The sequence below is a fragment of the Fusobacterium sp. SYSU M8D902 genome (assembly GCF_040199715.1).
Lineage (GTDB): Bacteria > Fusobacteriota > Fusobacteriia > Fusobacteriales > Fusobacteriaceae > Fusobacterium_A.
The window spans coordinates 22778-47154 of the sequence record NZ_JBEFNA010000018.1; the positions used below are offsets into that span (position 1 = coordinate 22778).

Genomic DNA, 24377 nt, shown 5'->3' on the forward strand with positions numbered 1-24377 from the left:
ATACTACCTTGTATTTTTATTTTAATCTAAATGGAGGTAGTTATGAAAAAAAATATTAAAACAAATTTCAATTTAAAAAATGAAGAGAGTAAAAAAATAAGAGAGTTTTCTCAAATGAGAGTAGAGGAGAATTTAAAACTTCTCAATACATCTTTTGAAGGACTAAAAAAAGAGAATATAGAAAGTATGCAGGAACTATTTGGAAAAAATATAATTACTCATGGTAAGAAAAAATCTCTTACTTCAAAGATAGTTGAGGCGTTTATCAATCCATTTACTGCTGTACTTTTCTGTTTAGCCATAGTATCTTTCTTTACTGATATGTTTATTCCTTGGTACTATAATGATATGGACGAATTCTCTCCTATCACTGTGATTATAATTACTACTATGGTTACCATATCTGGAATATTACGTTTTATTCAAGAGGAAAAGAGTAATAATGCTGCTGAAAGCTTAGCTTCAATGATTACTACTACAACCTCTGTTAAAAGATTTGAACAAACTAGAGAAGAGTTACCTCTTGAAGAGGTAGTTGTTGGTGATATAGTCTATTTAGCTGCTGGAGATATTATTCCTGCTGATATTCGTATAATTGAATGTAAGGATTTTTTTATCAGCCAAGCTTCATTAACTGGAGAAAGTGAACCTGTTGAAAAAACTATTATCTCAACTAAAAATGATAACTTAGCTATTACAGAATTAAATAATATAGTTTTTATGGGAAGTAATGTTGTTAGCGGTTCTGGAATTGGAGTTGTTATAGCTACTGGTGATTCTACTCTATTTGGTTCTATTTCAAAATCAATTACTACTAGTGTTGCTGTAGAATCTGCTTTTGAAAAGGGTATAAACTCTGTTTCTTGGTTACTTATTCGTTTTATGTTAGTAATGGTTCCAATTGTTTTTTTTATCAATGGATTTACAAAGGGAAATTGGATACAAGCACTTCTTTTTGCTATTTCAATTGCTGTTGGTCTGACTCCAGAGATGCTTCCTATGATTGTCACTACTTGTTTAGCCAAAGGGGCTGTATCTATGGCTAAGAAAAAAACAATTGTAAAAAATTTAAATTCTATTCAAAATTTTGGATCTATGGATATATTGTGTACAGATAAAACTGGTACCATCACTTTGGATAAGGTTGTTTTAGAGTACCATATGGATATACATGGTAAAGAGGATAATCGTATATTACACTATGCTTTTTTAAATAGCTGGTTCCAAACTGGATTAAAAAATCTTTTGGATCTTTCCATCATTGAGAAAACAGAGGAAGAAGGAGAAAAGGATGACTCTTTAAAAAATTTGAATAAGATATATACAAAAATTGATGAGATTCCCTTTGATTTTTCAAGACGTCGTATGACTGTTGTGGTAAAAGATCAATTAGATAAAAGATTGATGATAACTAAAGGTGCTGTTGAAGAGATGTTATCAATCTGCAAATATATTGAATATAATAATGAGATAGTCTTACTTACAGATGAAATAAAAAAAGAGATCTTAGAAAGAATAGATTCTTTTAATGAAGATGGACTTCGTGTAATCGCTCTTGCCTATAAGGAAAATCCCTCTTCTATAGAAACTTTTGGTGTTAGCGATGAAAAAGATATGATCCTTATGGGATACTTGGCTTTTCTTGATCCACCTAAACCAACTACTGCTAAAGCCATTGCCACTCTTAAAGAGTATGGTGTAAGAACAAAAGTCTTAACTGGTGATAATGATAAAGTTACCAAAAGTATTTGTAAAAAAGTAGGACTTAATAATAGTACAATTCTTTTGGGTAGTGATATTGATAGATTAAATGATATTGAACTTGCACAACTTGTTGAAACTACTGATATTTTTGCAAAACTTTCTCCATTACAAAAAACTAGAATTGTAGAGATTTTAAAGAAAAATAACCATACTGTAGGATTTTTAGGTGATGGTATCAACGACGCCTCTGCTATGAAAACAGCTGATATTGGTATCTCTGTAGATACTGCTGTTGATATAGCCAAAGAATCTGCCGATATCATTCTTTTAGAAAAGGATCTAATGGTATTAGAAAAAGGAATTATTGAAGGACGTAAAACATATGCCAATATGATAAAATATATTAAAATGACTGCATCATCTAATTTTGGAAATATGTTTTCTGTTCTTATTGCTAGTGCCTTTCTTCCATTTTTACCTATGATGAGCATACACCTTATTTTACTTAACTTAATTTATGATCTTTCTTGTACAGCTATCCCTTGGGATAATGTGGATACTGAATTTTTAAAAATTCCAAGAAAGTGGGAATCTTCATCAATAGGTAAATTTATGATTTGGATTGGTCCTGTTAGCTCTATCTTTGACATTACAACATATATTTTAATGTATTTTATTATCTGTCCTCTTGTTGTTTCAAATGGTACACTTTATAACTCTATCCCTTTAAACAACGAGATTTTAAGAGAAAGCTATGAAGCTGTATTTCAAACTGGTTGGTTTATCGAATCTATGTGGACACAGACATTAGTTATTCATATGATCAGAACACCTAAAATATCATTTGTTCAGAGTATTGCTTCACTTCCTGTGATGATTTTAACTGTAATTGGAATCCTTTGTGTTTCAATTATCCCCTACACAAAACTTGGTAACTATCTTGGTTTAACTCCACTACCATTTATATTCTGGATTGGATTAATATTAACAGCTATACTATATATGTTAGTTATTACTTTTGTAAAGAGAAAATACACTACAAAATATGGAGAATTACTCTAGATGTGTATGCTAAAATATGTTACAATATAGAGGAGGTTTACTCCTCTATTTTTTTGAAAGGATTTGATTATGGAAAAAAAAATTCGTGTCACTATCAATAAAAGTGCTTTTGATATAATAGAATCTGATGTACAAAGTTTTAAAATCACAAAAAATTATCTTATAAACTATATTTTTGATATACTAAAAGAGGAAAAAATAGAAACTTTTCATCAAGATGAGGAAAAAAAAGAGATTATTCAATTTAATCTCAATAAAAAAAATAAAAATATCTACTACGATATATTATTTGAAAATAATATTCAAATTGAAGCAGAATTTATAAGAAAAATGATCTATAGATATACTTATCAATCTAAAAGTTCTAGAGAACTATTCCTCTATAGAGATATTGTGGATAGATTAAAATATTCAATAAAAAATAGAAGAGTCATAAAAATCAATTTTGATGATGATAGAAAAACTTCAATCCTTCCATTCTATATTGGAACTTCTAAACTAGAACTTGGAAACTATATTTTTTGTTATGATCTTTTAGAAGATAGATATAAAAACTATAAACTTAGTAATTTTAAATCCATCTTTATTACACAAGAGAAAAGAGAGTGGCAAAATAAAGAATTTATAAACAATGTTATTAAAAACTTTGATCCATTTTTATCTCAGGGTAAAAAAATAAAAGCTATATTAAGTGAAGAAGGTAAAAAAATACTCTCAACTATAGCTTTAAATCGTCCTGAAACAATCTCTTGTAATGGTGATATCTATGAATTCAAGTGCTCTGAACAACAAGCTAAAAGATACTTTGCCTATTTTTTTAATGAGATAGAGATTTTAGAACCCCTATCTTTAAGAGAATGGTTTATTGAAAAATACAGATCTGCACTCAGAATTTATGAAAATACAAAAACAAAATAATTTAAATTATAAAAAAGGAAAAAATTACTTCCAGTATTATTAATCTGGTAATTTTTTCCTTTTTATCTGCTTTTTATAAAACTATTTTTAAATTTTTTTAGAATATTTCTTCTTCCATTTTAATTCAAAAACAACAAATATCAGAATCGCTTCTATTGTCCATTGAAAAGCTGTAATTTTCCAAAATGTTGTCACTGGAAATCTATTCAAATATAAGAAGTAATAAACTAACGGTAATCTAATTAGCCAGTTTGTTATAAATACAACTTTAAATGGTGTCTTAGTATCTCCCATTCCTTTCATAGCCCCTTCTAATGCCATAGCTATTGACATAGGAATCTGCTCTATAGCTGCTATCGTAAGACAGCTAACACCTAAATCTATTACCTCTTGTTCACTCTCTTTTATAAAAAGAGAGATTAATTCAGTTGGAAATGTATAAAATATGACAGCTGTAATACCCATTACTATCACTGAAAGAAGAATAGTATAATTTATATAATTTCTAGTTTTTAAATAATCCTTTTCTCCTACTGAGTGTCCAGCTAATGTAGTCAAAGCTACTGCAAATCCCCATCCGGGCATAAAACTAATACTTTCTATTGTTATTGTTATCTGATTAGCAGCAAAGGATAAACTACCTAAAGTCATAATAATAGCCACATTAATTAATCTATTTATACTGAAAGCTGCCTCTTGACAAGCTGAAGGTATTCCAAGAAAAACAAGCTCTTTTAAATCTTCTTTTTGAGTTTTGAGTTTTAAATTTAGCTTAAATGGCAGTTTTTTCAATTGAGATAGTGAGAATATAAAAGCTGAAATTATTCCCAAAACAGTTGCTATTGCTGCCCCTTTAACACCTAATTCTGGAGCTCCAAATTTACCAAATATCAAGATATAATCTAGAGACACATTTACCATATTCATTATAGCTGCACCATACAATGGCGTTTTTGTATTTTTACATCCTCTGTACACACCATTAAAAACGTTGGTTAGTATATTAAAGATCACTCCAAAAGCACAGATCTTTAAATACTTAGTTCCTAAAAAAATTACCTCTTCTCCAGCTCCTGCAACTTTTAGTATATTTTCAGCAAATATAAAGAAAATAAAGCTAAAAATCACTCCTAACACAATCCCAATTTTCACAGCAATATTAGATATTCTCTCTGCTTTTACTATATTTTTAGCTCCTAAAGAACGCGACACTATAGAGGTAACAGATATTGAGATTCCCATAGCTACAAATATATTAAAAAATGTATAGATTATTTCAGAACTCAATCCTACAGCAGAAACTCCAAGTTGTCCACTATGCTGCCCTATCATAATAGTATCAAATACCCAGATCATCATATATAATATCATCTCTCCCACAGCAGGAAGAGCTAATTTTAAAATCTCTCCAACTATTTTAAACATAGAATCATCCCTCAATTAAATATTTTTTACATCTGTTATACACTTCATTATTTACAACAGCAGAAATCTTTAAACCCTCTCCTTCATACTCTTCACTTTGAATTATTGAATTTCTATGTAAATATGCTCCCATAGATGAATCACTATATGGTATAAGATATGTGCAAACTCTTGTTGTTTGAGGCAATAACTCCACTACCAATTGTAAAAATTCATCAATATTTAACTTAGTTTTAGCACTTATCTCTATTGTTTTGTAATTTGGGAACTTCTCTTTTAAACTCTCTAACTGCTCTGGAGTTGCTTGATCACACTTATTTAGTGCCAAAAACATAGATTTATCCATAGCATCTAACTCTTTTAATACCCTTTCAACTGCTACTATCTGCTCAATCGCAGTATCACTAGAAGCATCAACCACATGTATTATTAAGTCTGAAAAACTAACCTCTTCCAATGTTGATTTAAAAGCCTCAACTAAGTCGTGTGGCAATTTTCTTACAAATCCAACTGTATCTGTCAATGAAGCCACTCTTTTATCTGGCAATAATATTGCTCTTGTTGTTATATCTAAAGTTGCAAATAACATATTTTCAGCAAAAACTGACTCTTTTTTAGAGGTATTATCAGCTGGGTATAGATCTACTAAAAGATTTCTTAGGGTAGATTTTCCAACGTTAGTATATCCTACAAGAGATATTTTAGGAATTCCAGACTCCTCTCTTTTCTCCCTTTGTGTAACCCTTGTTTTTCTAATTTTTTCTAATTCCTGTTTTAAATCGTAGATAGTCTCTCTAATTCTTCTTTTATCTATCTCTAACTTCTTCTCTCCAGGTCCTTTTGTACCTACTCCTCCACCTGTTCTAGACATTGTACTTCCCAATCCTAAAAGTCTAGTACTTCTATATTTCAGCTGTGCTAATTCAACTTGAATCTTAGCTTCTCTAGTTCTAGCTCTTCTTGCAAAAATTTCAAGAATTAGAGTTGTTCTATCTATAACTTTACAACCTGTAATCATCTCTAGATTCTTTACCTGCATTCCTGTTAACTCTTCGTCAAAAATTATCAGATTAGCCCTCTTTATTTGTTTATATACAGCTAACTCCTGTGCTTTTCCTGTCCCTATAAAAAAGCAAGAATCAATTCTATTTTTCTTCTGCATAAATCTTCCAACTACCTGTACATTACAGGCTCTAGCTAACTCTGCCAACTCATCTAAACTTTCCTGTGTATCTATTCCTACTAGTACAGCATACTCTGTATCATTCTCCACTATATCCCTTTTTCTAAGAATAGACTCTATCTCATCAAATTTATCAATCATAGGATAATTAGTTGCTTCCTCTACACTCAATGGTCCTACTATCTCTTGAACCAATTCATTATTTTCTACACTACAAAATCCTAGGGAAACTCCAGTTATTCTATCCTCAGTTATTCCAATAGCTGCTATACAATCAAGTTTTAACTTTAACAAAGCAGATATATCTATATTTGAAAGGTTTGAACTTCCACTTGGATGAGTGTGTATCACTCTTATTCCCGACAACCTTCTCTCTTGAATATCCATAATAGGAAGCTGTACACTACTACTATCCCCTATTGAAATCTCTGTTACATTTCCTCTTCTATCAATGGCAATATTGATCTCTCTATTTATCTTATTACTAATTTGAGCTATAAGCATCAACATCTCTGGCTCAATCAATCTATTTTTTTCTACACTCACATCATAAAGAGAATCCAATTCTTTTAAAATATAGTCCTTAATTCCCTCTGTATTTCCTCTTATCATTAAATATCAACTCCAACAATTATTCTCTTTTATATTATAACACAATAGTCATATATTTTATAGCTTAGTAATCTGTTCATTCTGAAATTTATTTATCTTTATAAAAAAACTATATAAAAATTTTAACTCCTCTTCACTAAAATTTTCCCACAAGAACTGGTAAAAATCTTTCTCTATATTTTCTATTTTATCACAGATCTCTTCATAAGCTATCCTTCCATTTTTTGTCAATTCAATATACACATCTTTTTTATTTCCCTCTTCTTGATATGTTCTTATATATCTAAGCATCAATAATTTCTTTATAACCTTACTAGTATATCCTTTACTGTTTTTTATCTTTTTAGAAAGTTGAGTTATATTTATTTTTTCACTTGAACCAATACAATATATATGATTGTAATCAGCAAAATTTAACTCTCCATTTAGTCCCTCTTTTAGTGAGGACATATATTTATCATTGGCATAAACAAACTCCTGCATCTCCAAATATATCTCTGGAATATATCCTTCACCTCTATCTGATTTTAAAAAATCTTTATAAAACTCTTTGCTATCCTCTATCAAATTAAAAAATTTTTTTATAACTTTGCTAGAAATTTTTTTCACCTCATTCCGAATTATGATAGTTTCATAGGAAACATTATACTCTAAAACACTCAATTTTTCAATGTTTTTCTAAGTATAAAGTCAAAGTGTATTAGAACAGTATTGTTTCCTAGACAACTATTTTTTACAGTTCTATTTGTGAAAACACGTCCATTTTTGACATATTGACTTATATATATTAGTTCAGTATACTTAAAATATATAATTTTATAATTTTTAGGAGGGATTATTTTATGAAAAAAGGTTTTTCTATCCTACAAAGAGTAGGTAGAGCTTTTATGCTTCCAATAGCCGTTTTACCAATGGCTGGAATATTGTTAGGAGTTGGTGGTGCTTTTACATCTAAAGCTATCATTGAAACTTATCATCTTACATTTTTAGAGCCAGGAACAATATTGAATAAAATACTTGTTCTTTTCTCAAATTCAGGTTTATTTGTTTTTGCCAATCTATCTGTTATATTTGCAGTTGGTGTTGCCATTGGATTAGCAAATCAAAATAAAGAGACTGCTGCTCTATCTGGTTTATTAGGTTTTCTACTTTTCCATACAGTAATTGGAACTGTTTTAGGATTTATGGGTTATACTCCTGAAACTACTACTGTTCAAGCTTTTATGGATCAAGGTTTCTCTTATGATATAGCTGTTGGAAAAGCTGCCCTATATACAAAAGAGTTGGGTATATTCACTCTACAAACTGGAGTTTTAGGTGGAATTATATGTGGTTGTGTATCTGCTATGATAACTAACAGATTTTCAAATAAAACATTACCAGATTATCTAGCTTTCTTTAGTGGAAATAGATTGGTGCCAGTATTAACAATGGTATTTTTTATTCCTTTAGGAGTAGTAGTTCCATTTATTTGGCCTTCAATTTTTGCTGGTGTTGTTAAAGCTGGAGCAGCATTTACAGCAATGGGGCCTATCGGTACTTTCCTTTATGGATTTACAGCTAGACTTTTAAATGTATTTGGATTACACCACGCTGTTTATCCTTTATTCTGGTATACTGAATTGGGTGGAACTATGGAAGTAGCTGGGAAATTGGTATCTGGAGGGCAAAAAATCTTCTTTGCTCAATTAGCAGATCCAACTATTCTACATTATTCTGCTGATGCAACTAGAACAATGACAGGTGGATTTTTACCTATGATGTTTGGTTTACCTGCTGCTGCCTTTGCTATGTATAGATGTGCTGATGCAAGTAACAAAGCAAAAGTTAAAGGAATATTAGCTTCTGCTGCTCTTACTTCTTTCTTGACTGGAATAACTGAACCATTGGAATTTACTTTCCTATTTGTTGCTCCACCTCTATATGTTTTACATGCACTTTTAGAAGGTATTGCTTATGGTGTATTACATTTCTTAAACGTTGCTGTTGGTATCACTTTTTCGAGAGGAATTATAGATTTTACTTTCTTTGGACTTTTACAAGGAACAGCTAAAACTTCATATCAATGGATTCTAATCTTAGGACCACTTTACTCTATAATGTACTATTTCATATTTAAATTTATGATTGAAAAATTTAACTATAGTACTCCTGGAAGAAATGAGAGTGAAGCAAAACTTTATACTAGAAAAGATTATCAAGGAAATTCAAAAGAAGACCTAACTGATGAGATTGTTGAAGCTCTTGGTGGAGTTGAAAACATAAAAGGGATAGACGCTTGTATTACTAGACTTAGAGTTACTGTAATAGATAGTAGCAAAGTTGCTGATGATAGTAGATGGAAAGAGTTAAAATCTCAAGGAGTTATCAGAAGTGGTGAAGGAATACAAATAATCTATGGAACTCAAGCTGAGATCTATAAAAATAAGATAATTAAAAAATACGGTTTATAATAACTATAAAGGCATCTAGGGAGGAGATTATTTTGAAAACAAAAGAATTTTTATTAGCTTTTGGAATAACTTCTACATTAATTTTTGGTAATGAAATTCCTTTCAATGTAGTTGGAGAAGTTTTTGATTATGGCCCACAGACAACACAAATAGTTGTTAATTTTAAAGAAAATTTAGATCCAAACTCTATAAATATCAATAGCTTTAAAATTTTAAATACATCTTCTAATGAAAGAAAAATAACTGGTATTAACTTTTTAAATAAAGATACTCTTGTTTTGGAGCTTGAGCATGGTCAAGGAGTAAAGGGTGCAGGGATGCTGTATTGGGATAATGAGAAATTCTCTAATATAGAGCTTCCTATTAAATACTCTTTAATACAAAATAAAAATCTAACAACTGAAAGTGGTAAGATAATAAAAAATGATGAATTTTCATATAAGATGGAATCATTAAAAATTAAAGAGGTTGATAAATTTACCTCTGGTGAAAAATATGGTTTACAGTACAGAGATTTTAAACCTGAAAAAAATAGTAAAAAACATCCTCTAATTATTTGGTTGCATGGAGCTGGAGAGGGTGGTGAAAGTAATATCACTCAAATTTTAGGAAATCGTGGTGGAGTTGCTTTCTCTGAAGAAAGTTCTCAAAAGATATTTGATTCTCCCTATATTTTGGCTCCTCAAACTCCTACTTTCTGGATGAAATCATTTATGGTAGGAGATAGAGAGCTTGTAGGTAAAAAAGACTACACTCCTGATTTAGTGAAACTAATAGAGGATTATATTGAAAAAAATCCTGATATTGATAGAGATAGAGTATATATCGGCGGTTGTTCTATGGGTGGATACCAAACATTCAAGACACTAGTACACTCACCTAATCTATTTGCAGCAGCTTTTATTACTTGTCCTGCCTATGAACCCTCAAAGCAGGAGCTAGATAAAATAAAAAATATACCTATCTGGCTAGTGCATGCTTCAGATGATACAACTGTTTCTGTCAATAATTCAAGAAATTCTTTTAATTACTTAAAAAACAGTGGTTCAGATGTTATTTATACTGAATATAAAAATGTTCAACGTGATGGCTATCATTATGATCCTCATGGTTCATATTTTTATACTCTACACAATGATCCTGTAAATGAAGAGGGAACACATATTTTTCAATGGATAGCTTCTAAAAAGAAAGCTAAATAAAATATAATTAAAACAGAACAAATTATTTAATAGTTTGTTCTGTTTTTTTATAATTTTTCTACTATATAACCTTCATCTCTTTCAATATTCCCTTAAAAGCTTCAAAACTATATTTTAATACTTTTGGATCAAAATCAAATTTAGGACTGTGTAGTGGATATATAAATCCTCTCTCCTCATTTCTTATTCCTAACAGGAACATAAATCCTCTATTCCCCTCTTGTAAATAAAATGAAAAATCTTCAGAACCAGTCAATCTAACATCTCTTACTATTTGCTCTTCAGGAAGTACTTTTTCAACAATATCATAAAGCTCATCAGAGTTAATAACTGGTGGATAAAATGGCATAAAATTCATATTTATCTTAACTCCAAAAGCTCTTTCCAATCCTTCATTTATACTTGTTACTCTCTCTCTTAAAAATTCAATAAGAGATGTATCAATAAGTCTTATAGTTCCTAAAATATTAACTTTATCAGGAATTATATTTCTAACCTCACCAGCTTTAAAGCTACCAATTGTGACAACTACAGTTTTATTTGGATCAATATTTCTTGAAACAATTGATTGATAAGCCTCTACAAGCTTGGCTCCAACTAATATAGAATCAATCCCTTGATGAGGTTGAGCACCATGGCAACCTTTTCCTACTATTTCAATATCTAAATTTATATTTTGAAAACTTAAAGCACCTCTAGCTATTGCTATTTTTCCCTCTTCAAGTTGTGGCATTACATGCATACCGAAAATACCTTCAAATTTTCTACTCCTAAAATTATCAGATTGAGCAATAAATCTAGCTCCTCCTCTTCCCTCTTCTCCAGCTTGGAATATGAGCATGATTGATTTTTTTAATTTAATCCCATTATCAATCTGTTCCTTTATCCATTTAGCAAAATATAGAAGATTAGTAGTATGTCCATCATGTCCACAAGCATGCATCATTCCGTCAATTTTCGATTTATACTCCTTTTCCCCCTCCTCTTGTAGAGGAAGTGCATCAATATCAGCTCTAAATCCTAACCAAATATCCTCTTCTCCTCTAAAAATAGCAAGAGTACTTGTTCCTATCTCTTCATAATCTATTTTTAAATCTTTTAAAAACTCTCTTATAAATGCAGCTGTGTTGTACTCACTCAAAGCTATTTCAGGCATTTGATGTAATTTTGATCTAGTTTCGTAAAAAAAATTCTCCATAAAATCTCTCCTTTTAAATTACTGAAATTTATTAACCGTTTATTTTATATACAATTCGATTATATATTTTTACAACTCTGATGTCAATATATAAACAAGAAATTAAAAAAACAAACATTATCGTGAAAAATATTTTTTAAATTTTTATTTAAAAAAATTTTTTTTATGTTATAATCATATTAGGGTGCATAGATTTTATTAACATAAGAACTATAGGAAGGAAAAAATATGAAAATATATGAAAATATAGTAGGAAAAACAAATGCTGACTTTGTTTATAAGAATTTAAAAAGGAATATTTTAGAATTAAACTTATTACCAGGTGCGGAGATTAAAGAGCAAGAACTTTCAGCAATTTTTAATGTTAGCCGTACCCCTATAAGGGAGGCTCTTCTTCTATTAAAACATGATGGTCTAATAAAAACACTCCCTCAGAGTGGTACTTTTGTAAAGAAGATAGATAAAGATAAATTTGAAATTGGACAAATTTTAAGAATTTGTGTTGAAGTAAAAATGATACAATTAGCTTGTAGTAACTTTCCACAAGAGTATTTAGATAGATTAAAGGAAAATATAGAAAAGCAAAAGTTTATTTATCACACAACCAAAAATGCTGAAGAATATCACAAATTGGATGTTGATTTTCATAGAATTATATTTACAGGAGTGGGTTTTACTGAGCTTTATAAAATAACTTCTAAAGAGTTTTATGACTATCTTAGAGTTAGAAAACTAAACTCTTCTAACAAAATTAAAGATGATTATATTTTAAAAAGTCATGAACAAATATATGAAATAATAAAAAATAGAAGACCTGAACTAGCTCAAGAAGCTTTAGATCAACACTTCGTTAGATTGAAAAAAAAGCTCCCTCTACTTATTGAGGAATACCCTGAGTATTTTAAATAATAATTTAACAAACTATTACTATGTATCACTTAAAAGTATCGTGTTTAAATTCACGATGCTTTTTTTTATTCAATATTTAATTTATCGACTTTATGTTAATAATTTAGTTTAAAAGTTGAACTAAAATATATTAATTTTATAACTTTAATAAATTATTGAAGAAAAAAACATTGACATAAAACACATATTAATATATTATATTGATATATTAATATATTAGGTTCGTATTTTAAACTTTAAAGTCAAAAATAAATCAAATAGACGTAATTATTATCAATTTAAGGAGAGTGAATAATGAAATTTAGCTATTATCCTGGTTGTACATTAAAAACAAAAGCTCAAAAGCTTGAAAAATATGGACTAGATTCAGCGAAGGTTTTAGGGATTGATTTAATTGAACAGAAAGAGTGGCAATGTTGTGGAGCTGTCTATCCATTAGCAAGTAATGAGATTGCTACAAGACTTTCTGCAGTTAGAAGTTTGGTAGATGCTCATACTGAAAAAAGAAAGTTAGTAACAATTTGTACTGCTTGTCATCATGTATTAAAAAGAACAAATGAAGATCTTAAAATAGATGAAAATTTTAGAAAAAAGGCCAACAATTACCTTGAACTAGAAAATATATATAGTGGAGAGGGAGAAGTTATTCACTATTTAGAGATGTTAAAAAATGAGTTTGGATTTGATAAACTTAAAGAAAAAGTTGTTAATCCATTAAATCGTAAAATCGGAGCATACTATGGTTGTATGTTATTAAAACCTCATAAACAGATGCAGGTAGATGACCCTGAAAATCCAACTATTATTGAAGAATTCATAGAAGCTCTTGGTGGAATACCAGTAGTTTATCCATATAGAAATGAGTGTTGTGGTGCTTATCTTGCTGTCAACAATAAAGAGCTTACTGAAAAGATGAGCAATAATATCATAGCATCAGCTGTTGAAAATAATGCTATGGAACTTGTCACAGCTTGTCCATTATGCAAATATAATCTTGAACTTAAAAATGAGTTACCAATAAAATATTTTACTGAGATCTTAGCAGAAGCTCTTGGAATAGAAGAGATTATTGGTTAATTTAGGGAGGAAGAGTGGAAAGAGAGAAAAAGGTTTTCAATAAAAATAAAAAAGAGATCCTTTTAATTGAGGAGATCAGCAAGGAAAAAATAGCTAATTGTATGCAGTGTGGAAAATGTAGTGCTGGCTGTCCAGCTACTGATGGAATGGATATTCTTCCACACCAAATCATTAGATATCTTCAAATGGGAGATTTAGAGTCAGTAAAGGAGAGTAAAACTATTTGGACTTGTGCTTCATGTTTTAACTGTGCTTCTCGTTGTCCAAGAAATGTTGATCTATGCAAATTAATGGAAGCAGTGAGGTTAACTATTATAAGAAAAAAAGATGAGAATAGATTAAAAGTTGAGGATATACCAAAATTGATGGCAGATAAGAAAATACCTCAACAAGCTTTTATGAGTGCATTTCGTAAATATAGTAAATAAAGTTGTTTAAATTAGTAAATTAATTACTTTATATGAGGAGGAAAAATATTGCAAAGAGTTGGAGTTTTTGTATGCTGGTGTGGTAATAACATAGCAGGAACAGTAGATGTTGAAAAAGTTGCAGAAGTTGCTAAAGATATACCAGGCGTTGTATATTCAATGAATTATCAATATATGTGCTCTGAGATTGGTCAAACAATGTTAAAAGATGCTATCAAAGAACACAATTTAACTAGAGTAGTAGTTGCTTCATGTTCACCAAGAATGCATGAAACAACATTTCGTAATGCAGCTGAAAAAGCTGGATTAAATCCATATCTTGTAGAGATAGCAAATATTAGAGAACACTGTTCATGGGTTCACAAAAATAAAGAAGAGGGTACAGAAAAAGCTATATCTCTTGTTAAGGCTGCAGTTGCTAAGGCACTATTAAATGCACCACTTACAGCTGGAGAGAGTCAAGTAGAGAAAAGAGCCTTAGTAATTGGTGGAGGTATTGCTGGAATACAGACAGCTTTAGATATTGCTGATGCAGGTTATAAAGTTGATATTGTTGAAAAACAACCAAGTATCGGTGGAAAGATGGCTCAATTAGATAAAACTTTCCCTACATTAGACTGTTCTGCTTGTATATTAACACCAAAAATGGTTGATGCTTCAATGCATCCAAATATCACTCTACACACATATAGTGAAATTGAAGCTGTAAATGGATATGTAGGAAATTTTACAGTTTCTATTAAAAAGAAAGCTAGATATGTAGATATGGATAAGTGTACAGGTTGTGGTATCTGTGTAGAGAAATGCCCTTCTAGAAAAGCTACAAATGAATTTGAAGAAAATCTTACTAATAGAGGAGCAATCTATAAAGCTTTTGCTCAAGCAGTACCAAATGTTCCAGTTATTGATACAACTCAATGTATAAAGATGAAAACTGGTAAATGTGGTATCTGTGAAAAACTTTGTACAGCTAAAGCTATAGATTTTACTCAAAAAGATGAGATAATAGAGCAAAAATACGGGGCTATAGTTGTGGCAACTGGTTATGATCTAATAGATCTTTCTAAGTTTGGAGAGTATAACTATAGTCATCCAAATGTAATTACTTCATTGGAGTTTGAGAGATTAACAAATGCAGCTGGACCTACTCATGGTAAACTTCTAAAGCTTTCAGATCACACTAAGCCTAAAAAAGTTGTCTTTGTACAATGTGTTGGTTCAAGAGATACTAGTGAAAGAGGAAAATCATACTGCTCTAAAATATGTTGTATGTATACTGCTAAACATGCAATGTTATTAAGAGATAAATATCCTGATATAGAGGCATATGTTTTCTATATAGATGTAAGAACACCTGGTAAAAACTTTGATGAATTTCAAAGAAGAGCAGTTGAGGAGTATGGAGTACAATATATCAAAGGTATGGTAGGAAAAGTATTCCCTCAAGGGGATAAACTCATGGTAAATGGTGTAGATGCTCTCACAGGTCAAACTGTGGTAATAGATGCTGATATGGTTGTATTAGCAGCTGCAACTAAAGCTAAAGATGATGCTGTTGCTTTAAAAAGAAAATTAAATATAAGTGGAGACACAAATAATTTCTTTACTGAAGCTCATCCTAAATTAAAACCAGTAGAAACAGCTTCAGCAGGAATATATTTAGCAGGAGCTTGTCAAGGTCCTAAAGATATACCAGAGACAGTAGCTCAAGCAAGTGCTGCTGCTGCTAAAGCTATTATCCTTTTGAGTAAGGATAAACTAGTTACAAATCCTTGCGTTTCATCAGTTAATACTGATCTTTGTAGTGGTTGTGGTCAATGTGCTGAAATGTGTCCATATGATGCTATTACATTAAAAATGACAGATCTAAATGATCATGGAAAAATTGTTAGAAAACTTGTAGCTACTGTAAATGAAGCTCTGTGTCAAGGTTGTGGAGGTTGTACAGTATCTTGTCGTCCAGGGGCACTTGATCTAAAAGGATTTTCAAATAAACAAATTATGGCGGAGGTAGATGCAATATGTCGTCTGTAGAAAAAATAGAGAAAGAGGAGTTTAAACCTTTAATAGTTGCATTCTGCTGTAACTGGTGTAGTTATGCAGGAGCTGATCTTGCAGGAACTAGTAGATTGAATTATCCTGCAAATGTAAAGATTATAAGAGTTCCTTGCTCTTGTAGAGTTAATACCAATTTTATAATAAGAGCTTTTCAAAAAGGGGCTGATGGAGTAGTCATAGCTGGTTGTCATCCTGGAGATTGTCACTATTCAACAGGAAATTACTACACAAGACGTCGTTTCTCAATCTTTATAAATCTTCTTGAGTATCTAGGGATTGAAAAAGAGAGATTCAAAATTGACTGGATATCAGCAGCTGAAGCAAATAAGTTTGCTACAGTTATGAATGAGGTTTTAGAAAATGTTCATAGACTTGGACCAAATAAAAAGTTGAAGGATGGTAGATGGAAATAATGACTGAAAAAATTAGAGAAATAGCCAAAGAAGCTCTTTTAAATAATAAAGTTCAGATGGTTATTGGATGGGAAAAAGGTGACTTTTCTTTTGAATCTACTCCTGTTTTTATAACTGAAGCTGATAAGGTAGATTCCCTTGTGTTCGATAACTACTGTGTAAATAATTTAAGTAAATACTTAATTGAAGAGAGTAAAAAATATGAAAAGATTGGAATTTTCTTAAAAGGGTGTGACTCTTTAGGATTTAATCAACTATTAAGAGATAACAGAATTGAGAGAGATAAAATATATGTTTGGGGTCTGCCTTGCTCTGGAATGTTAGATTCTAAAAATAAGAAATATAGTAAATGTGAGAATTGTCTTCATCCTAATCCCGTAGTTTACGATGAACTAATAGGAGATGAAATAGTCTCTTCTGGTGATCCAGAGGAGAGATTTAGAGAGGTTAAAATCCTTGAAAATATGAGTGCTGATGAAAGATATGAGTTTTGGTCAAATGAATTTTCAAGATGTATAAGATGTAATGCTTGTCGTAATATCTGTCCAGCATGTAGCTGTGTAAAGTGTGTATTTGATAATGATGATATAAATGTATTGGGAAAAGCTAACTTAGAAACTGAAAATGGATTTTTCCATTTAACAAGAGCTTATCATGTCGCAGGAAACTGTGTAGATTGTGGTGAATGTGCAAGAGTGTGTCCAGCTCATATAAGGCTAGATCTTCTCAATAGAAAGATAATAAAAGATCTAAATGAAACTTATGGTGAATGGGAAGCAGGAATGGATTCAACTACACCTTCACCACTAGTATCTTATACTTTAGAGGATAAAGATAATTTTGCAGTAAAAAAAGGAGGGAAATAATGAAAAGAATTTTAAAGAGCAATTTACCAGAGCTATGGGAAAGTATCAGTAACAACTTTGATTTATTTCTTCCAATGGAACAAGGAACTTTAATTAATTTTGGAGCATATGAAACAGATAAAAATATAAGGTTAGATATTTTGAAAACAAATTCATCTGTTAAAGAGTTTGTCTTTCCACAAACTGAAACTTATCTAAAATTTAAACTTAATAAGAAAAAGCTTGAGCTTACACCAGTAGCTGTAGAAGATAGAGAGTATGTCTTATTTGGAGTAAGAAATTGCGATGCAGCAAGTTTTAAAGTTATGGATAATATCTTTTTAAGACAACCAGTAGATACTTACTATAAAGCTCACAGGGATAGAGGAATAATAGTTACTTTGGCTTGTAACAATCCTGAAGAGACTTGCTTTTGTTCAGCTTTTGGAATAGATGCATCTGAAGCCTCTCCACTTGCAGATATTGCTACTTGGGAGAAAGGAGATTACCTCTATTTAGATGCTAAAAGTGAAAAGGGAGAAAAACTATTAAACTCTGTAGCTATCCTTTTAGAAGATGGGGAGAGTTCAGAACTTGTAGAGTTAAAAAGAGAGATAAAAATCAAATTGGAAAATCTTTCATTAAGAAAGTTAGATCCTAAAAAAATAACAAAGACACAACAAGATATTTTTGAAATGGAAGATTTTTGGGAAGAATTAAGTAAAAAATGTTTAGCTTGTGGATCATGTACTTTTGTCTGTCCTACTTGTCACTGTTATGATGTAAAAGATTATGATGGTGGAAATAGTGGTGAGAGATATAGATGTTGGGACTCTTGTATGATTTCAGATTTCACACGTATGGCACATGGAAATCCAAGAACTTCTCAACTTCAAAGAGTAAGACAAAGATTTATGCATAAACTAGTGTATTATCCTAAAAATCATGATGGATTATACTCTTGTGTAGGGTGTGGAAGATGTATAGAAAAGTGTCCTGTAGGATTAAACATAGTAAGAGTAATTAAGAGATTGGGGGAGGAATAAGATGAGCTGTAATTGTGGTTGCCATGATCATGATAATGATCCTTTAATGCCCAAAGTGGCAGTTATAACTAATATTAGAAAAGATACTCCTGATGTTACAACATTCAGAATAGAGAGTCTAGAAGGAGGAAAACCCTTTGATTTTATGCCTGGACAGTGTGCTATGATCTCAGTTCCACCTATTGGTGAAGCTATATTTTCTATAACTTCCTCTCCTACAGTAAAAGAGTATATAGAGTGCAGTATAAAAAAATGTGGAATAGTAACTGATTATATTCACCAACTTGAAGAGGGATCAGAGATAGGTATAAGAGGTCCTTATGGAAATAATTTCCCTGTGGAAGAGTCTGCTTTAAAGGGAAAGGATCTTCTTTTTATAGCTGGAGGTATAGGACTTGCTCCACTTCGTTCTGTAATTAATTATGTGATGGATAATCGTGAAAACTATGGGAAAGTTGATATAGTATATGGTTCTCGTACTCCTGATGATTTAGTACATCAAAATGATATCTTCAATGTATGGCCAACTCAAAAAGATACAAAGGTTCATCTCACTGTAGATAGAGAGTTTGAAGGTTGGAATGGACATGTTGGGTTTGTTCCAAACTATGTGAAAGAGCTAGGATTAGATAATAATAAAGTGGCTCTAGTATGTGGCCCTCCTATTATGATAAAATTTGTATTACAAGGTTTAGAGGAGATTGGTTTTAAAAAGGAGCAGGTATTCACAACACTTGAATTAAAAATGAAGTGTGGAGTAGGGAAGTGCGGACGTTGTAATATTGGTGATAAATATGTTTGTAAAGATGGACCAGTATTTAGATGTGATGAGATTCAAGAGCTTCCAAACGAATATTAATTAAAATAGTAAGGAGAGAGAAATGACTGAAAAACAAATGGTTGATGTATTTATATTAGGAAAAAAATATTCTGTTCCTTCAACACTTACAATAATGGATGCAATGGAATATGCTGGATACCAACTTATAAGAGGTTGTGGATGTAGATCAGGTTTCTGTGGAGCTTGTGCTACTGTATATAGAACAAAGGGAGATAATGAATTAAAAGTAGTCCTTGCTTGTCAAAGTAAAGTTGAAGATGGAATGTATCTTACTCAAATACCATTTTTCCCTGGAAAGAAAGCAGTGTATGATATGGAAAAAATTGAACCTACAGCTGAGACAATGGGAGAGATGTATCCAGAACTATATAAGTGTATAGGTTGTAACTCATGTACCAAAGGGTGTTCACAAGGATTAAATGTAATGCAGTATATTGCTTATGCCCAAAGAGGAGAGTTTGAAAAATGTGCTGAAGAATCTTTTGATTGTGTAGGTTGTGGTATCTGTGCTACAAGATGCCCTGCTGGAATTACTCATTTTAATGTAGGTTTATTAGCTCGTCGTATTACAGGAAAATATATCGCTCCCAAAAGTGAACATTTAGATATAAGAGTTCAAGAGATTGAAGAGGGAAGAATGGCTGCAGAACTTGATGAGTTAATGAGTAAAAGTATTGATGAACTTAAAGACTTATATAATCATAGAGATATAACTAAATAAAATGTATAAATTGGAGGTTTGTTGATGTATACAGCAGAAATGAGAGAACTTATAAAGAAAGTTGAAGCAACTCGTTCAAAAAGACTTGGACATGATTTTCCTAGATTATCTCCTGAAGCAAAACTAGAAATATTAAAGAAAAATCACCCAGACTATATTGAAAGTGGCTTTAGAACAATAAATTTAGGAGTGAATAAAGGTGAAAAAGTCCCTTTGGAATTGGCAAATTTAATAGAAGCTAAGAGTAGAATTGAGATGGACAAGATCAACCTCGAAAAAATTGATCATGATGTTGATGTCCTGATTGTTGGAGCTGGTGGAGCTGGTGCTTCTGCTGCAATAGAAGCAGTTAAAACAGGGGCAAAAGTAATGATAGCTACTAAACTTCGTTTTGGTGATGCCAATACAATGATGGCAGAAGGTGGAATACAAGCTGCGGATAAAGCAGACGACTCTCCAGCAAAACATTACCTTGATGTAATGGGTGGAGGACACTTTACAAATGTTCCAGAACTAGTTAAGGCACTTGTTCAAGATGCACCTGAAGCAATTAAATGGTTAAATGATTTTGGAGTGATGTTTGATAAAGAGGAAGATGGAACTATGCTCACTAACCATGGTGGTGGTACTTCAAGAAAGAGAATGCATGCAGCTGCTGACTATAGTGGAGCTGAAATAATGCGTGTCCTTAGAGATGAAGTTAGAAACTTAGGAGTAGAAGTTGTTGAATTTTCTCCAGTAGTTGAGCTTATTAAGGATTTAGATGGAAAGGTAGCAGGTGCTATTTTATTCAATTTAGAAACAGAGGAGTACTCAGTAGTAAAAGCTAAAACTGTTATACTTACAACAGGTGGAGCTGGAAGATTACATTATCAAGGTTTTCCTACATCAAATCACTATGGAGCTACTGCAGATGGTCTTGTATTAGGATATAGAGTTGGAGCTGAACTTGCTTTTGCTGACACAATACAATATCACCCTACAGGTGTTGCCTTCCCTTCACAAATATTTGGAGCTCTTGTTACTGAAAAAGTAAGAGGTCTAGGAGCTACTCCACTAAATATTGATGGAGAACAGTTTGTATATCATCTTGAAACAAGAGATATTGAAGCTTCAGCTATAATAAATGAATGTAAAGTAAATAAAAAAGGAATAAATACTCCTACTGGTGAAGTTGGAGTCTGGCTTGATACTCCATTGATTGATATAATACATGGAGAAGGAACATTGGAAAAAAGACTTCCTGCAATGTATAGAATGTTCAAAAAGTTTGGTATAGATATGACTAAAGAGCCTATCTTAATCTATCCAACTCTTCACTATCAAAATGGAGGACTTTTAATCAATGAGTTTGGAGAGACAAAAATAGAAAATCTATATGTTGCTGGAGAGTGTGCTGGTGGTATACATGGTAGAAATAGATTAATGGGTAACTCTCTATTAGATATAATAGTATTTGGTCGTAGAGCTGGTAAAAATGCTGGAAAAAGAAGTAAGAGTGTGGTAATAAAAGATTTAACTCTTGGACATGTGGCTGACTATCACAAGGAGTTAATTAAAAATGGTATCGAAACTGACAGAGTTTCTCCACTTTTACTACCTCGTTATAGACACGGAGCAGATAAATAATTTTAATACCATAAATTTTTAAATTAACTATAACTATATTATCTAAGGGGGAATAGAATGAATTTTATTGTGGCAATTTTAATTATTTTAATTGTAGGATATTTAATTGTTAAAAAATACCATGCTCAAGGAGTTTTAATCTTAGGTGGAGCAGCTCTACTTCTTGGGGGTATAATCTTGAATGATACCCCTGTGATGGCTAAAAGTGCTACTGGATCCCTATATTTAGATATTTTTGCTCAATTGAGTAAAAACTTTATAAAAACTTCTGGTAGTCTTGGTTTAGCTATAATGATTGTATCAGCTTTTGCTAAGTATATGGATCATATTGGAGCTAGTAATGCTCTAGTAAAAGTTTCTATTAAGCCTTTACAAAAATTGAACTCACCATACATAGTTTTAGCTCTATCATACATAGTTGGACAGATATTAAATGTCTTTATCCCAAGTGCTTCAGGATTAGGTGTATTATTGATGGTAACTGTATATCCTATCCTTGTATCATTAGGGGTATCTCCACTATCAGCCACTGCAGTTATAGGGACTGCTGCTTGTTTAGATCTAGGACCTGCTTCTGGAAATGCTGTCCTTGCTTCAAAAACTGCCGAAATGGATGCAGCTCTTTATTTTGCTAACTATCAGATACCTGTTGCACTAATAACAATAGTTGTTATTACAGTTTTACACTATCTTGTAAATAAAAAAATGGATAGTAGTTTAGAGATATCAAAAGATGATGCAAAAGTTGAAAATCAAGGGAGTGAAAAAGTGGTTCCTAAATTCTATGCACTTCTTCCTATAATTCCACTTTTGATAATACTTACATTCAGCCCACTAACTGGAAGTACTATTAAAATAGGTGTTATAGAAGCTATGTTTATGAGTATAACTTTGAGTATGATAATTGAGGGTATTAGAAGAAAAGCTTTTAAATCTACACTTGCTGAACTTAAAATTATTTTTACTTCAATGGGAAATCAATTTGCAAATGTAATTACTCTTATTGTAGCAGGAGAATTCTTTGCCTTAGGATTGACTAAAATAGGAGTTATCAATGCCCTTATAGAATCTACTAAATCAGCTGGATTGGGAGCACAACCAATGATATTAGTTATGACAGCTATAATAGTTGTCTCATCTATCTTAATGGGTTCTGGAAATGCTCCATTCTTTGCCTTTGCTGCTCTTGCTCCAGCTGTAGCTAACTCTGTTGGTTTAAATCCAATTATTATGCTTATGCCTATGCAATTATCAGCTGGAATAGCTAGAAGTGTATCTCCAATTACAGCAGTAATTGTTGCTGTAGCTGGAATCTCTGGTGTTTCTCCATTTGATGTCGTAAAAAGGACTGCTATTCCTATGTTAGGTGGATTAATAACTGTCTTACTTTCAAATATGATATTTTTCGGATAATATTAAGGGGGAAAATCTATGGATATGCAAAAATTTTTAAAAGATTTGGAAAGATTGGTAAATATTGATTGTGGAAGCAACGTTGCTGAGGGTGTACAGGAAGTTACTGAGATATTTAAAAAAGAGTTAGAAAAAGATTGGTTAGTTAAAATCTATCCTCAAAATGATGGAAAAAATCCTGTATTAGTTGCTAAAAATAGAGATTCTGAGGATATAGATCTAATGTTTTTAGGTCACAATGACACTGTTTTTCCAAAAGGTACTGTTCCAGCTTGGTCATATAAACTAGAGGGAGATATAGCTACTGGTGCAGGTGTATATGATATGAAATCTGGTGTACTATCAATGGTTGAAGTTGCTAAAGCCTTTAAAGATGAAGATATAACAATAGCTCTTGTTATGAATACTGATGAAGAGATTAGTTCAATTCACTCAAGACCAGTTATAGAAGAAATTGGAGCAAAGGCTAAATATGCTATGGTATTTGAACCTGCTCGTAAGAATGGAAATGCTGTTATCGAAAGAAAAGGGCTTGTTAAATACCAAGTGGAATTCTTTGGTAAATCCTCTCACGCTGGTAACTATCCACAAGAGGGAATCAATGCAATAGTTGAAGCTGCTCACTGGGTTGAAGAGATCTCTAAACTACATAATTGGGAGATTAAAAACTCTTTAAATGTCGGATTAATTGAAGGTGGATCTGGAGTTAATATCGTTCCTGACTATGCTTCTATAAAATTTGAGGGAAGATCTCATCAAGTTGAGTTTTTTGAAACTATAAGAAAAACTATGAAGAATTTAGAGAATAATCCAAAAGTATCTGGAATCAAAGTAAAGATTACAGAGATTGGATATAGACCTCCATTAGTTCTTAATACTAAATCTGCTCTTCTTCGTGAGCTATTTGATGAAAGTAAAAAAGAGATGGGAATAGAATATAACTGGGAAGTTGCTGGTGGATGTTCTGACGGAAATTTTTTAGGAGTATTAGGAGTAGGAGTTGTTGATGCTGTAGGTCCTGTTGGTGGAGATGCCCACAGTAGAAATGAGTATCTTGATATATCTACAGTTGAAGAGAGAATAAAACTTGCTAAAAATGTTATTCAAAAAATGATTGATAGAAAAATAATTTAAGAGTACTCACTCAGTTATAAATAAAAATTAAAGGGGCTGTTGCAAACTGATGATTTTTAAATATCAGTTGCAACGCCTTTTTCTTTTTTTGCAAAAAAAATAGAAA

The 24377-nt window shown here is 31.5% G+C and carries 20 protein-coding genes; 16 read left to right on the forward strand and 4 right to left on the reverse strand.

What is annotated here, in order from left to right; genetic code table 11:
- Nucleotides 1-42 precede the first annotated feature (42 nt).
- Together mgtA and ABNK64_RS07440 are read left to right on the forward strand one after the other, a co-directional pair.
- Entirely contained in the window at nucleotides 43-2766 is a 2724-nt protein-coding gene (gene mgtA / locus ABNK64_RS07435; protein WP_349763989.1) for a magnesium-translocating P-type ATPase, read from the forward strand.
- Nucleotides 2767-2835: 69 nt separating this feature from the next.
- On the forward strand, nucleotides 2836-3684 hold the full coding sequence (locus ABNK64_RS07440) for a WYL domain-containing protein (RefSeq protein ID WP_349763990.1): 849 nt from the start codon (nucleotides 2836-2838) through the stop codon (nucleotides 3682-3684).
- Nucleotides 3685-3771: 87 nt separating this feature from the next.
- Here the strand turns inward: ABNK64_RS07440 and ABNK64_RS07445 are convergent, their stop codons facing one another.
- The 3 genes from ABNK64_RS07445 to ABNK64_RS07455 are packed head-to-tail and all read right to left on the reverse strand — an operon-like array spanning nucleotide 3772 to nucleotide 7513.
- Nucleotides 3772-5109, reverse strand: coding sequence for an MATE family efflux transporter (locus tag ABNK64_RS07445; protein WP_349763991.1), 1338 nt, complete (start codon nucleotides 5107-5109; stop codon nucleotides 3772-3774).
- A 4-nt stretch (nucleotides 5110-5113) separates the two neighbouring features.
- Nucleotides 5114-6904, reverse strand: a complete 1791-nt coding sequence (gene hflX, locus ABNK64_RS07450; protein WP_349763992.1) for a GTPase HflX — start codon at nucleotides 6902-6904, stop codon at nucleotides 5114-5116.
- A 57-nt stretch (nucleotides 6905-6961) separates the two neighbouring features.
- A complete protein-coding gene (locus ABNK64_RS07455; RefSeq protein ID WP_300341465.1) occupies nucleotides 6962-7513 on the reverse strand; it encodes a MarR family transcriptional regulator in 552 nt (183 codons plus the stop codon).
- Between the two features lie 233 nt (nucleotides 7514-7746).
- On the opposite strand from ABNK64_RS07455, the gene ABNK64_RS07460 reads away from it, so the two are divergent.
- Both ABNK64_RS07460 and ABNK64_RS07465 read left to right on the forward strand, forming a co-directional pair.
- Complete coding sequence (locus ABNK64_RS07460; protein ID WP_291258956.1) at nucleotides 7747-9357, forward strand: PTS transporter subunit EIIC; 1611 nt, start codon at nucleotides 7747-7749, stop codon at nucleotides 9355-9357.
- A 32-nt stretch (nucleotides 9358-9389) separates the two neighbouring features.
- Nucleotides 9390-10559: a prolyl oligopeptidase family serine peptidase gene (locus ABNK64_RS07465; protein ID WP_349763993.1), complete on the forward strand. Its 1170-nt coding sequence runs from the start codon at nucleotides 9390-9392 to the stop codon at nucleotides 10557-10559.
- A 61-nt stretch (nucleotides 10560-10620) separates the two neighbouring features.
- Here the strand turns inward: ABNK64_RS07465 and ABNK64_RS07470 are convergent, their stop codons facing one another.
- Nucleotides 10621-11757 carry a M20 metallopeptidase family protein gene (locus ABNK64_RS07470; RefSeq protein WP_349763994.1) on the reverse strand — a complete coding sequence of 379 codons (1137 nt, stop codon included), beginning with the start codon at nucleotides 11755-11757 and terminating at the stop codon, nucleotides 10621-10623.
- A gap of 228 nt (nucleotides 11758-11985) precedes the next feature.
- On the opposite strand from ABNK64_RS07470, the gene ABNK64_RS07475 reads away from it, so the two are divergent.
- The 12 genes from ABNK64_RS07475 (at nucleotide 11986) to ABNK64_RS07530 (ending at nucleotide 24271) form a co-directional block, all read left to right on the forward strand.
- Complete coding sequence (locus ABNK64_RS07475; RefSeq protein ID WP_349763995.1) at nucleotides 11986-12666, forward strand: GntR family transcriptional regulator; 681 nt, start codon at nucleotides 11986-11988, stop codon at nucleotides 12664-12666.
- A gap of 294 nt (nucleotides 12667-12960) precedes the next feature.
- Entirely contained in the window at nucleotides 12961-13743 is a 783-nt protein-coding gene (locus ABNK64_RS07480) for a CoB--CoM heterodisulfide reductase iron-sulfur subunit B family protein (RefSeq protein WP_349763996.1), read from the forward strand.
- A 14-nt stretch (nucleotides 13744-13757) separates the two neighbouring features.
- Nucleotides 13758-14171: a 4Fe-4S dicluster domain-containing protein gene (locus tag ABNK64_RS07485; protein WP_349763997.1), complete on the forward strand. Its 414-nt coding sequence runs from the start codon at nucleotides 13758-13760 to the stop codon at nucleotides 14169-14171.
- Between the two features lie 48 nt (nucleotides 14172-14219).
- Entirely contained in the window at nucleotides 14220-16205 is a 1986-nt protein-coding gene (locus tag ABNK64_RS07490) for a CoB--CoM heterodisulfide reductase iron-sulfur subunit A family protein (RefSeq protein WP_300341479.1), read from the forward strand.
- Nucleotides 16193-16642 (forward strand): hydrogenase iron-sulfur subunit, encoded by a 450-nt coding sequence (locus tag ABNK64_RS07495; protein ID WP_291255456.1) that lies wholly within the window; start codon nucleotides 16193-16195, stop codon nucleotides 16640-16642. The genes ABNK64_RS07490 and ABNK64_RS07495 overlap by 13 nt, the downstream gene beginning before the upstream one ends.
- Nucleotides 16633-17508, forward strand: coding sequence for a 4Fe-4S dicluster domain-containing protein (locus ABNK64_RS07500; protein ID WP_349763998.1), 876 nt, complete (start codon nucleotides 16633-16635; stop codon nucleotides 17506-17508). The genes ABNK64_RS07495 and ABNK64_RS07500 overlap by 10 nt, the downstream gene beginning before the upstream one ends.
- The gene (locus tag ABNK64_RS07505) at nucleotides 17508-18533 is read left to right on the forward strand and encodes a 4Fe-4S dicluster domain-containing protein (protein WP_349763999.1); all 1026 of its coding nucleotides are present in this window, start codon (nucleotides 17508-17510) and stop codon (nucleotides 18531-18533) included. The genes ABNK64_RS07500 and ABNK64_RS07505 overlap by 1 nt, the downstream gene beginning before the upstream one ends.
- A 1-nt stretch (nucleotide 18534) precedes the next feature.
- Nucleotides 18535-19392: an FAD/NAD(P)-binding protein gene (locus ABNK64_RS07510; protein WP_300389777.1), complete on the forward strand. Its 858-nt coding sequence runs from the start codon at nucleotides 18535-18537 to the stop codon at nucleotides 19390-19392.
- A 22-nt stretch (nucleotides 19393-19414) separates the two neighbouring features.
- Entirely contained in the window at nucleotides 19415-20095 is a 681-nt protein-coding gene (locus tag ABNK64_RS07515) for a 4Fe-4S dicluster domain-containing protein (protein WP_349764000.1), read from the forward strand.
- A 24-nt stretch (nucleotides 20096-20119) separates the two neighbouring features.
- Nucleotides 20120-21724: an FAD-binding protein gene (locus ABNK64_RS07520; protein WP_349764001.1), complete on the forward strand. Its 1605-nt coding sequence runs from the start codon at nucleotides 20120-20122 to the stop codon at nucleotides 21722-21724.
- Nucleotides 21725-21781: 57 nt separating this feature from the next.
- On the forward strand, nucleotides 21782-23137 hold the full coding sequence (gene dcuC / locus ABNK64_RS07525) for a C4-dicarboxylate transporter DcuC (protein WP_349764002.1): 1356 nt from the start codon (nucleotides 21782-21784) through the stop codon (nucleotides 23135-23137).
- A gap of 18 nt (nucleotides 23138-23155) precedes the next feature.
- Entirely contained in the window at nucleotides 23156-24271 is a 1116-nt protein-coding gene (locus tag ABNK64_RS07530) for a M20 family metallopeptidase (protein WP_349764003.1), read from the forward strand.
- The last annotated feature ends 106 nt before the right edge of the window (nucleotides 24272-24377 follow it).